Raw genomic sequence first — 11,983 nt, 5'->3', positions numbered from 1 at the left:
TGGTGGGGGCGGAGGGTTGTGGAAGATCACCCGTCCTACCAGGGGCTTTGCCATGCACCCGGCCCGCCACACCGCTCGCGATCATGCTGTGACCAGCAACCTCTCCGCCGCCACTGAAAAAGGTTCAGTGTTAGCACCGGAGGAACGCCCCGTCAGTACGAACCGCTCAAATTTTCCGCCTTTGGCGTGACTTGTCGCTGACCGACCCCACCCCTCGCGGCACCCTCCCTTCGAGTGCGGCCAGCGGGCGGGCGCGCTTGATCGGCGTGATCATCAAGCGTTCCACCCGGCGAGTCGAGGCCGCCTATTCGACTCAGGTTCGACGCACGGTCAAGGGACGCCGGCATGCAGCACCCACTACTGGCACACTGCAAACCGTTCGACACCGAGCAAAGGCTCATGTATAGGCTACAGTTGCCTCTTTCTCGTATATCGGTCTGACCATTACCGATCGCCCGGAGACGCACATGCGCAAGCACGGCAGCGATGGCTCGCACAGGCTGATGACGGTCCGCGGGCCGCGGCGACAGCGAGGCACGGTCAGGCAGGCGGCCCCTCTCTGAGGCCCATAACGAAGCGCGGTTCGGCCGCGCTCGTCACGTTCCACGGCGGTCGGGAAGGAATCGATGGCGGAGAAGCAAGCCGGGCCGTACCCCACAGCCCATCTGCACCATGCGGTGCAGTTGGAGATCGCGGCGATTCTGCACGACGACATGACGAATGCCGAAAAGGTGTCGCTACGTGACGGTCGACTCGTCCAGCAGTCCGGCGCCGAGCGGGAGTACCGGTTCACCTGCAAGGGATGGAAGGAAGCCTTCGGCGACAAGGACCTGCTGATCCGGACGTCCCGGTCCCGCGGCCCATGGGAACGCGCCGAAGCGGCACGGTGCCCGGACGGGAAAATCCGGGTGACCACCGAGGCCGACCTGGGTACCGCGCCGGCAAACGCGCAGCTGGTCGAGGACGACACCGCCGGCCTCGTGGCGCTGACCGAGCGGTTGGAGCAGTTGGGCGCAGGCGCACCGGCGATCAATCTCACCGCCGCGGGGTGGCTGGTCGGTCAGGGCAAGCCGAAGATCGGCCGGTGCGCCGACACGGAACGATTCGTCCCGGGGTATTGGAACCGCCAGCTGAACACTCGGCAGCGACGCGCCGTGGAACAGGCGCTCGGCAGCGAGCTGACCTTCGTCTGGGGTCCGCCGGGCACCGGGAAGACCGAGGTGGTCGCGAGCATCGTCGAGGGCTGCTACCGGCAGGGCCTGCGCGTGCTCTTTCTGGCGCCCACGCACGTCGCGGTCGACCAGGCGCTGCTGCGGATATGCGACCTGCTGGACCGGGAACCCGAGTTCGTCTCGGGACTGGTGCAGCGCGCCGGGCAGATCGCCGTAGCGTCGCTCGCCGAGAAGTACGGGGAGCAGATCGACCAGCGCCGCATCGCCGACAGGCTGGCCGGCGAGCTGGACGCCGAGATCGCGGGGGTCACGACGGAACTTGCCGCGATACACGAAGGCATCGCCTGCCACGAGGAGGCGGCGCGCGTCACCACCGAGCGCCATGAGCTCTGGCGGCGGCTGGCTGCCACCGGCCAGGCGGTCCGCGATGCCGAGGCGGGAGTGAACGCTGCCGCCAGTCAGATCGCGTGGGTCCAGGAGCAGATGGCCCAAATCGGGATCCCTTCGGGGCTGTTCGCCCAACGCAAGCAGGCGAAGCTGGATGCGCTCGGCTACAAGCTGTATCACCATCGCCTTACTTGGGGAGTCTGCTCGGAGCGGCTCAGAGACGCTTGGGCGAACTACCAGCATTGCGAAACAGAACTGGCCGCCATCGACTCGACCTTGCCAAGTATCCTCGCCCAGGTGCAGGGGCTGGCTCCGGTGGCGCGGCTGCAGGAGGACGCCGCCCTGCTACAGCGGCGACTCGACGACCTGCAGAAGGAACGCCAGAAGATCGCGGACACGGTACGGAGCCGCTGCCGGGTGCTAGGCACGACGGTGTCCAAGGCGGTTCAAAGCCGCCGGCTGCTGGACGAAACCGATGTCGTCGTCATCGACGAGGCGGGGATGGTGAACCTGCCGTCCGCCTGGTACACGGCGGGCCTGGCCCGCAAGCGGGTCGTGTTGGCCGGTGACTTCCGGCAGTTGCCCGCCGTCACGCGCGGTTCGAACAACCGCAAGGCACGGGCCCAGGACAAGGAGCACTCGCGGCTGTGGATGGACCGGGATGCGTTCCACGCCGCCGGGCTCGTCGATCCGCAGGGCGGCGCCCGCGTTGGCGACTCCAGGATGGTCGCGCTCAACGAGCAGTACCGCATGCGCCGGGCGATCTGCGCGGTGGTGAACGAAGTCGCCTATCCGGACGCGCCGCTGCTGACCGGCCGGCAGGAGGGGACACGGCTGCCGCCCTCACCCCTGATCGAGGGCCAGCTGGTGCTCATCGACACCTCCAGCCGGGTCCCGGACCGGGGAAGAAGGAACGCCCATACCACCAACGCCGTCCACGAAGCCGTGATCCACGAGCTGATCCGAGGCTTGCAGTACGACAAGGTCCTGCCTGCCCGCAAGCACACCATGCACGCTGAAGGGGAAGGACCGGCCGACCGGCTCGCCGTCATCTGCCCTTACAAGAACCAGAAGAAGGCGCTGAACGCGAGCCTGACCCACCGCTTCGGCGAGACCTACGATGGTGTGGTGGACACCGTCCACCGCTTCCAGGGAAGCCAGCGTCCGCTCGTGGTGATCGATACCGTCGCGGGAGCCGGCGACCGGCTCGGCTACTTCTACGAGGGTGTCGGGCTGTCCTCGGCCACCTGCCGGTTGCTGAACGTCGCGCTGAGCCGCGCACAGGACCATCTCGTCCTGGTCGCCAACACCGAGTTCATGCACCGCAAGCTCAGCCCCGCGAGCGAGGCCGCCCGGATGCTCGGGTACTTCGAGAAGCACGCCCAGCGGCTCCCGGTCGAGGAACTCGTCCCGGTACGCAGCGCAGCCGACCTGAGCGGCCTGGCCCCTGAAGAGCTGGCGAGGCCCGCGTTCTTCCCCGCCGACGAAGTCTCCCGCGGCGTCGAATGGGACATCGCGCGCGCCCGCCGCAGCATCGACATCTACTGCGCCTTCCTGGCCGCGAACCCGGTGAGGTACTGGCTCCGGCGTCTCGCACCGCGTATCGCCGCAGGCGTGCGAGTCACCGTCCACACGCGGCCACACGAACCCGGCACGAAGGAAGCCGACCTCGTCGCGACATTGCGGTCGGCCGACTGCCAGATCGAGGTTCGCGAGCGCATGCACGAGAAAGTCCTGATCGTTGACGACACCGTCCTCTGGCACGGCTCCTTGAACCTGCTGGCCCACGGCGGCTCGACCGATCTGATGATGCGGATCACCGACCCGACGTCCTGCGAACGCGTACGCCGCATCGTCGACCGCGCCCGCATGGACCGGCCCGCCCGCTCTTGGCGCCCGGCGCCCCATCAATCCGCGAAGACGACGCCGGAAGATGGGATCTCCCCCGGCGACGTGGTCGACGGCCGCCTCTACCTGCGCGTTCCATTCGCGGAGAAGGACGAGGCCAAGCGTCTGGTTCAGGCGAGATGGGACCCCAGGCACCAACTCTGGCACGTCGCGGCGAGCGTACCGAGGACCCGCCTGAGCCGCTGGCTCCCCGAAGACAGGTGACACGCGCAAGACGCCCGTCTCCAACGAGACTTGCCGGGCGGTCACAGGGCAGCAGCCGACTTCCTGCGCCATGCGGAGGGGACCTCGCCCCCGCTGCTCATGTCCAACGCAGTTACCCTCACGGAGGCACGGCCTCTGATCACAGCCATGCGCATCGACGCGGGGCAGACCCAAGCCGCAGACTCTAGGTAGTCACGCCGCGTTCGTCGACCCCGTCGACCGGGGTGTTCAGGCGCAGGTCGATGTCGAGGTCGGCGTACCAGGGGACGAGGTGCTTCGCGAGCGCGGCAGGGAGCGCCCGCGCGAGCGAAGCGGACGCGGCGTCGTGGATCGCGTTCACGACGCTCAGCGCGCTGGCGCTCGCCGCGTTGATCGCGCCGCTGATCGGGCTGCCGTCGCCGGCCGCCTCTCAGGCGACGAGCCCGCGCCTGCTGGTCCGGCAGCTCCGCAACCCCGGCGTACGGGTCGGCATCCTCGCCACCTTCCTGCTGGTGACGGGCCATTTGTGACCTACCTTCGTCGGCACCGCCCTGCAGCGGCTGACCGGGATCGACGCGAGTCACGGTTCGTCACCATGCCTGCCGGGGAGGCTGGCGCTGGGTCGCCTTCGTGGTGTGCGTCGGTTGAAGATCTGCTGCGACGCTAGTTGCGTCGCCGCTTTCTACGACCGGACGCGTAACAACAACGGGGTCTGGCATAGCACCCGGTCCTGTGGCAACCCGCCAATGCGTGCGGCAATCCACGAAGTCGCCGCTGCCCACAGCGTGTGACCACTGTTGCCGGCGGCCTGCGAGATTTATCCGGACGGCCTTCGCGTAGCAGTACGGAACATGAGCAGTTCGGACGCTTCCGAGTGGGGGCGGGGATCTGCCGCCGTCCCAGGGTGATGGACGCAGGTTGGGTCTGTCTTTCGCTGGCGATGGCTTGTGAGGGTGGGGCGTGGGGGTTTCTGGGGGATCGCGTAGATTTTGGGCGGTGGAGGCTGAGGAGTCGCGGGTGGTTCTGCGGCGCATGTCGATCGAGGATCGGGACGAGTTCGTCGCGCTCGCGAAGGACAGCATCGGGCTGCACCGGCCGTGGGTGTCGGTGCCAACGTCGCCGCAGGACTATACGGAGTACGTGGCGGGGTTCGATGGGGTCACGGGTGTGGGGTTCGTGGTGTGCCTGCGGTCCACCGGGCAGATCGTGGGCTTTGCCAGCATCAGCCGGATCGAGCGGGGTGCGTACGAGCGAGGGGTGCTCGGGTACGGGGCGTTCGTGCCGTATCAGGGGAATGGGTACATGACCGAGGCGGTGCGGCAGGCGGTGCGGTACGGGTTCGGGGCGCTGCGGCTGCATCGGCTGGAGGCGGACATCCAGCCGGGGAACGTGGCGTCGATGAGGGTGGCCGCGAAGGCCGGGTTGCGCCGCGAGGGGTTGTCCCGCGGGCTGATCAGGATCGATGGTGTCTGGCGCGATCACGAACGATGGGCGATCGTCGACGACCGGGTTTAGTGATCATGTAAATGCCTCATAAGCGGGCAAAAGGGTCATGATGCGCAGTGCCGCGCTGGGACTCACCCCGGGGAGGTCGTCCGCGTGGCCACTGACGAGAGGCGGGGGCCGGAGGCCCGCCGGCCGGAGTGGCCGGAGGCGCTGGACGTCCGCGCCCTGCTCGAAGCGGGATGGCGCCCGACGCCCTTCCGCGAGTTCGTCATCAAGGTGCACAGCCGCTGCAACCTGGCCTGCGACTACTGCTACATGTACGAGATGGCGGACCAGGGCTGGCGCCGGCAGCCGCGGCGCATGAGCCGTCCCATCGTGGACATGGTGGCGCGCAGGATCGCCGAGCACGCAAGGGCGAACCTGCTGCCCAAGGTGGACGTGGTCCTGCACGGGGGCGAGCCGCTGCTGGCGGGCGTGGAGCACCTTCGCTACGTCGCCACCACCCTGCGCGAGGCCATGCCGGACGTGGAGGTCGCGCTGAGCGTCCAGACCAACGGGGTGCTGCTCGATCCGTTCTTCCTGGACCTGTTCGACGAGCTGGACATCTGCGTCGGCGTCAGCATGGACGGCGACGAGGAGGCCCATGACCTGCACCGGCGGCGCGCCGACGGGCGGGGGAGCTACCAGGCCGTGCGCGCGGGGCTCGCCGCGCTGACCTCGCCGCGGTACCGGCGGCTCTTCGGCGGCCTGCTCAGTACGATCGACCTGCGCAACGACCCGGTGCGGACCTACGAGGCCCTGCTCGACTTCGACCCTCCGGCCGTGGACTTCCTGCTGCCGCACGGCAACTGGGACGCCCCGCCGCCGGGACGTCCCCGGGACAGGTCGACGCCGTACGGGGACTGGCTCATCAAGGTGTTCGACCGCTGGTACGGCGCGGAGGTGCGGGAGACCCGGATCCGGCTGTTCACCTCGGTCCTGAGGTTACTGCTCGGTCTGCGCGTGACCCACGAGACGGTAGGGCTGGGCCCCATCTCGGTGGTCGTGGTGGAGACCAACGGCCAGATCGAGCAGGTGGATTCGCTCAAGTCGGCGTTCGAGGGCGCCACGGGTACGCCTTTGCACGTCTCCCGCGACCCGTTCGACTCGGCGCTGATGCTGCCGCCGATCGTGGCCCGCCAGATCGGGCCGCGCGCCCTGGCGTCCGCTTGCCGCGAATGCGCGGTCCATCGTGTGTGCGGGGGCGGCCACTACGTCCACCGCTACCGTTCGGGCAGCGGCTTCCTGAACCCTTCGGTCTACTGCGAGGATCTGTACCGGCTCATCACCCACATCCACGACGTCCTGTCCAGGGACGTGCGCGCCCTCCAGCCGGGCACCTGAGAGCGCGGATCAGATGGGCGGCGGGTCGAAGTCGGCGTCGAGGTGCCGCCCTTCGAGGAACACCACGGCGTCGGCGTGTTCGAGGCCCATCACCTGGGCGTAGGCCGCCTTGGTCTGCTCGAAGAGCTTCTCCGCCTCGTCCTTCTCCCCGAGCGCCCTCAAATCGGCCGTCAGGTTGCTCGCGCAGCACAACGTCATCGGGTGCATGTCACCCATCACGGCGCGCAGGCGGCGGAGCGTGCCCTGTCCAAGGCGGGCCGCGTTCTCGTAGTCGCCCAGCGCGGCCAGGTCGCTGGCGAGGTTGGTGGCAACCGTGAGCGAGTAGTGGTGGTCGCGGCCCAGTTTGGTCTCCAGCCCGGCCAGCGCCTGCTCGTTCAGTTTCCTGGCGGCCTGAGGGTCGTTCTGCACGCGGTGCATGATGGCCAGGTTGCCCATGCAGCCGTAGTTGTACGGGTGGGTGTGCCCGTAGACCCGCGGGTAGCGCCGTACGGTGTCGGCGGCCAGGTCCATCGCGGCGTCGATCTCGCCACGGGTCCGCAGGTAGTTCGCGAGGCACATGGCGGCGGCAAGGGTGTCGGGATGGTCGAGGCCGTACTGCCGGACGGTGCGCGTGTGCACGTCCTCGGCGAGTTCCCCGGCGCGTTCGAGGTCGCCGAGCCGCCGCCAGGCAATGGAGAGGTCCTTGGCGGTGCGCAGGGTCCAGCTGAACTCGATCCCGAACTCCTCCAGGCCGAACGCGTAGGCGTCCTCCCCGAGGTCGCACGCCTCGGAGTAGTCGCCGCAGAGCCGGACCGACCGGGCCAGGCCGCTCCAGATGAGGAGCAGGGTCGACTTGTCCGCTTCACCGGTCGACAGAAGGCTTTGGTAAGCGCGCTCCATCAGTTGCTTGGCGCGCACGTACTGACTGTTGAGCCCGCAGTCGACGGCCAGGTTGTTGATGGTCAGGACGGTCCCGGGGTCCTCGGGGCCGAATCTGGCCTCGTACCGGGCCAGCAACTGCTCGTCGTGTTCACGCGCCCTTTCGAACTCGCCCAGCGCGCGCAGGTCGGCGCACTCGCCCCGGAAGAACCGCAGGGTCAGCGGGTCGTCCTCACCGAGGACCCGTTCGGCGACGGCGAGCGTCGCCTGGTTCAGCTTGGACGAGAGCTGGTACTCGCCCAGCTCGCGCATGATGTTGGCGTGTTCCATCCGCAGCTCGAGAACGTCCTTGTGCTCTTCGCCCGACTGCTTCGTCCAGATCGGCAGGAACTTCTCCGCCAGGGCGCGGGCGAATCCGAGGTCGCCGATGCCGTACAGGTAACGCACGATGTCGATGGACAGGCGGCGGGCCTCCGGCGCGGAGCTCTCACCGACGGCCGCGGGCAGGATGTGGCCGAGCAGGCTCGAGTAGCGCGACCGGCTCGCGGGGTCGTACGGGTCGGCGGGGGCGTATCCGGCGAGCATCAGATGCACCTCATGGCGCATCCGCTCCTGTTCGTCCGGGGGCAGCTCGTCCCGGAGCAGGGCCTGGATCAGCCGGTGCACCTGGAGGGTGCGGGCGGGGATGTCGAGCCGCGCCAGGGCGTACCGGCCCAGTTCACCGATCACCCGGCTCAGCCGGATGGGGTCGCCGATGAGAGCGGTGAGCTCGGCCCCCAGCTCGAGGCGCGGCTGGCTGAAGGCGTCCCTGGGGATCGGCTCGGGCCCGAAGAACGCGCAGCGCCTCAGGAGCTGGACGGCTTCGGGAAGCTTCTCGTTCAGGCTGGCGACCGAGAGGCTCCAGGCGGCGGTCATCGAGGCCGGGTACTCGGTCGGCTTGCCCTCGGCGAGGAGCTGGCTGGTGCGTTCCGACAGCAGCTTCAGGTACTCGCGGACGCCCATGCCGGTCTCGGCCTGGAGGGCGCCCGCCTGTTCGAGCGCGAGCGGCAGGTCGCCCAGCTCGTCGGCGAGCCGGTCGGCGTCGGCCTTGCTGATGCCCTTGGGCACGCGCTTGTTGAGGAACTCGATGCTCTCGTCACGGCTGAACACGTCGACCGCGACCGTGTCGACCACGCCCTCCCACCGGTGGTTCCGGGACGTGATCAGGACATGGCCGGGGCCGCGGGGCAGGACCTCGTTGAGGTCCTCGGGCTGGTCGGCGTTGTCGAAGATCAGCAGCCACTTGTCGAACGGGTCGCCGCGGCGCAGCGCGTCGAGCACCGCGTTCGCGGCCTCCTCGATGCCGCTGGCGGTGGCGGGCGGCAGCCCCAGGAACGGCGCGAGCCCGGCCAGCGAGGAGCGGACGAGGACGGGCTGGTCGGCGGGGATCCACCAGACCAGGTCGTACTCGGAGCGGAACCGGTAGGCGTACTCGACGGCCATCTGCGTCTTGCCGACGCCGCCGAGGCCGTGCAGTGCGTGCGGGACCACCGCCGTGACCTGGCCGGTGATGCCGTCGCGCAGCCGGGCGAGCAGCTCCTTGCGGCCGGTGAAGTTCTTGTTGCGCGGCGGGATCCTGCCCCACACCTCGGGTACATGTCCCGCCGCCCCCGTCGACCGTGCCGCGCCCCGGCGTGGGTCGGACATCAGACACCTCCGCGTCGCCGCCCTCGGATTCCCTGCAATTTTCCGCATCCCTTACCCTTCGGACAACCCCGAATATCCGCGAAGTTCCGCGAAACTCCACAACAAAATGAGTAATGTGTCATGCGATACATGCGAAGGCGTCCGCGGCTCGATTCGGCGGGCCCCTAAAGTTCCGTTTCGATGCCCGAAAACCCGGGGTGGACGGCCGCCGGACGAGGTGAAAGAATCACGACGGCACTGGGTGCCGCGTCACCGTGGTCCGCCGGACCGGCCGACGAAACGAAACCATGATCGAGTCCGTGGTCCAGGCCCCGACGGGACCATGGCGGGCGGCATCCGACGGCGGTCTCGTCCTCACCGGGAGAGCGCATGACGGAGCAGACCTTGGCATCGGGCGCCCACATCGACACCATCGACACCTCCCACCTCTCCATTCCCCGACTGTCCGCGCTTCCCGAAACGGTTCTGAAACAGACGTTGCTGGACGCCCTCGACGTGACGCGTGAGGACCGGCCGGCGCTCAACGGCGGGTTCGGCAACAAAATCAGAGGCTGATCGCGCGCGTACAACGTGCCGGTAACCTCGCCATTCCCTGCCGGCGGGAATCTGCTGACCGCGACCGGGTGATCCTCCGGTCACTGTCCCGCGGGAATGGGCGGCGTCGCCGTGCCAGGCGGAATCCGGCCGGGACGGGCCGAGAAGTTGTGCATGTCAGCGACCCGGCACGGTATTACTCTGGTCGGACATCGTCTTCGCGGATGTCGGCTCGCCGTCCGAGGAGATCCCGTGCGGAGGTCGTCCGGTGATCACCAATTCCGTAGTCAAGGGCTCCTCGCCCTTTGTCGGCGCCCGGCCCTTCGATATCGGTGATGACCGCATCTTCTCCGGCAGGGACCGGGAGATCGACGAGGTGTCCGCCCTCTGGCGCGGCGGGCGGCTGACGCTGCTGCACGGCGCCGCGGGTACGGGCAAGACGTCGCTGGTGTGCGCGGGGCTGGTGCCGAGGCTGCGGGCCGAGGGCGAGCGCGTCCTTCCGATCGGCCACATCTGGCGGCGCAACGTCTTCCCGACCGCCGCCTTCCCCGAGCAGAACGCCTTCACGCTCGCCCTGCTGTCGTCCTGGTCCCCCGACGAGCCGCCCGCGCGCGTGGCCGGCCTGTCCGTCCTGACCTTCCTGCGGCGGCACAGCAGCAACGACCGGTTCGGCCTGCCGGTACGGACGTTCGCGGCGATCGACGAGGCCGACCTGCTGTTCCACGGCCCCGCCTCGCGGGAACGGCAGCGCCGCCGCTTTCTCGACCAGCTCGTCGAGGCCCTCGACGAGGAGCCCGACCTGCATCTGCTGCTCGTGGCGCGCGAGGAGCACACCGAGGAGCTGCGCGCGCTGCGGGCCAGGATGAAGGACGGGACGGGCGCGGCCTACGCCCTGCGCGTGTTCGACCGGAGCGCGGCCGTCGAGGCGGTCCGCCGTCCCCTCGCGGCCAGGGGGCACGAGATCGCCGTGGAGACCGCGGGGTCGCTCGTCGACGAGCTCCGCACGATCAGGACGCCGCGGTCGATGACGCCTCGCCGCATCCCCGCCGTCGCCCCGGCGCTGCTCCAGTTGGTGTGCGAGCGGCTGTGGGCGCCGCTCACCGAGGAGCCCGGCCTCTTCGCCGAGCGGCTGGCCGCGAACGTCGACCAGGTCATCGCGGACTTCTGTGGTGAGGCGCTGGCCACGGTGGCGGTGGAGTGCGGTGTCGCGCCCGCGAGGCTCGCCGCCTGGTTCCGGGACGCGTTCGCCGGCCCCGACGGCACGGGCGTCGCGGTGGAGCGCGCGCGGGCGGAGATGCCCGAGTCCGTCCTGCGCGCCGTGGAGGACCTGCACCTGGTCCGGCTCGGGCGGCGCGCCGACACGCGGCTGTACGAGCTGCACCATCCCCGCATGGTCGAACCGCTGCGTTCCTCGCGGGACCAGCCGGGGCGGGCCAGGAGCCCCGACTCGTCCGAACGGCTGCGCGCCGCCGAACGCGCCCTGTGCGAAGGATCCACGGAACTGGCCCGCTATCACGCCGAGGCGGTCATCCGCGCGTGCGCGGGCAAGGACCTGCGCCTCCAGGCCGAGGCGGAACGCCTGCTCGGCAACATCGCCTACGAGCAGGGACGGGCGGACGTGGCCGCGGAGCACTACCGCGAGTCGGCCCGGCTTTTCGAGGTGCTTCAGGACACGCGTCCCGTCGGCCTGCTGCTGGCGGCGCTGGGCAGGCTGCTGATCGGGCACAGCGCGGCCGAGTCGGTCCGTGAACTGCGCACCGCGGCCAACCGGCTGCCCAACGACCTGGTGATCCAGACGGCGCTGGCGCAGGCCCTGTGGCAGGCGGGCCAGACCCGGGGCGCCCTGGCCATGCTCGACGCGGTGCTGACACGGGACGGCGACACGCTGGAGGCGCTGCGCGCCCGCGGCGAGATCCTGGCGGACCTGGGGAAGGCCGAGCCCGCCTTGCGCGACCTGCGCAGGGTCGATCATCAGGACCGGCCGTCCACCCGCGCCGCCCGGATGCTCGCCGAGATCTCGTGCCGTCTGGGCGGAGGGCCGCAGACCGCGGCTCCCGCGTTACGGCCGGAGGGTGTACGGGCCACCACCGGGGATCGCGGGAGCTCCAGTGCGTCCGCGGCGGCCTCGCGGGAGGACGGCCACGACCTGGCCGCCGTCGTGGAGGAGGCGGCCGAGAGCGGGCCGGTGCTGCTGCGGGTGGCACGCGCCCACATGCTGCGGGGCGAGGCCAAGGACGCGGCCGAGTTGGCGTCCAGGGCCGTCACCGCGGGACGTCCCCCGCTGCCTCCGCACATGCGCGACGAGGCGTACCGGCTCAAGACGGCCGGAGTGCCCGAGGGCGGATGACGCGCGGCGGCGGATCCCGGCGGCGAGCGATTCGGTGGTATTCCCGAAAACCCGGCCACAAGGCCCCACACAGGGGCAA

At 69.6% G+C, this 11,983-nt stretch carries 8 protein-coding genes; 7 read left to right on the top strand and 1 reads right to left on the bottom strand.

Features of this window, described 5'->3' with window-relative positions; translation table 11 throughout:
* The first annotated feature begins 626 nt into the window (after window positions 1-626).
* From QSK21_RS29935 to QSK21_RS29920, 5 genes are all read left to right on the top strand, one after another.
* Entirely contained in the window at window positions 627-3,671 is a 3,045-nt protein-coding gene (locus QSK21_RS29935; RefSeq protein ID WP_285700797.1) for an AAA domain-containing protein, read from the top strand.
* A gap of 242 nt (window positions 3,672-3,913) precedes the next feature.
* The gene (locus QSK21_RS29930; protein WP_285700796.1) at window positions 3,914-4,180 is read left to right on the top strand and encodes a hypothetical protein; all 267 of its coding nucleotides are present in this window, start codon (window positions 3,914-3,916) and stop codon (window positions 4,178-4,180) included.
* Window positions 4,181-4,285: 105 nt separating this feature from the next.
* Window positions 4,286-4,441: a CGNR zinc finger domain-containing protein gene (locus tag QSK21_RS36215; RefSeq protein ID WP_352231340.1), complete on the top strand. Its 156-nt coding sequence runs from the start codon at window positions 4,286-4,288 to the stop codon at window positions 4,439-4,441.
* A 205-nt stretch (window positions 4,442-4,646) separates the two neighbouring features.
* Window positions 4,647-5,165 carry a GNAT family N-acetyltransferase gene (locus QSK21_RS29925; protein ID WP_285700794.1) on the top strand — a complete coding sequence of 173 codons (519 nt, stop codon included), beginning with the start codon at window positions 4,647-4,649 and terminating at the stop codon, window positions 5,163-5,165.
* A gap of 84 nt (window positions 5,166-5,249) precedes the next feature.
* Window positions 5,250-6,479, top strand: a complete 1,230-nt coding sequence (locus tag QSK21_RS29920) for an FxsB family cyclophane-forming radical SAM/SPASM peptide maturase (protein ID WP_285700793.1) — start codon at window positions 5,250-5,252, stop codon at window positions 6,477-6,479.
* 9 nt (window positions 6,480-6,488) lie between these two features.
* Here QSK21_RS29920 and fxsT read toward each other — a convergent pair whose 3' ends face one another.
* The gene (gene fxsT, locus QSK21_RS29915) at window positions 6,489-9,023 is read right to left on the bottom strand and encodes an FxSxx-COOH system tetratricopeptide repeat protein (protein WP_285700792.1); all 2,535 of its coding nucleotides are present in this window, start codon (window positions 9,021-9,023) and stop codon (window positions 6,489-6,491) included.
* A 369-nt stretch (window positions 9,024-9,392) separates the two neighbouring features.
* On the opposite strand from fxsT, the gene QSK21_RS29910 reads away from it, so the two are divergent.
* Together QSK21_RS29910 and QSK21_RS29905 are read left to right on the top strand one after the other, a co-directional pair.
* The gene (locus QSK21_RS29910) at window positions 9,393-9,578 is read left to right on the top strand and encodes a hypothetical protein (protein ID WP_285700790.1); all 186 of its coding nucleotides are present in this window, start codon (window positions 9,393-9,395) and stop codon (window positions 9,576-9,578) included.
* A 247-nt stretch (window positions 9,579-9,825) separates the two neighbouring features.
* On the top strand, window positions 9,826-11,904 hold the full coding sequence (locus tag QSK21_RS29905) for a tetratricopeptide repeat protein (protein WP_285700788.1): 2,079 nt from the start codon (window positions 9,826-9,828) through the stop codon (window positions 11,902-11,904).
* Window positions 11,905-11,983 lie beyond the last annotated feature (79 nt).

This window comes from Actinomadura sp. NBRC 104412 (assembly GCF_030269515.1).
In the GTDB taxonomy this organism is placed as follows: Bacteria; Actinomycetota; Actinomycetes; order Streptosporangiales; family Streptosporangiaceae; genus Spirillospora.
This window is presented reverse-complemented; position numbering and strand designations above follow the sequence as displayed.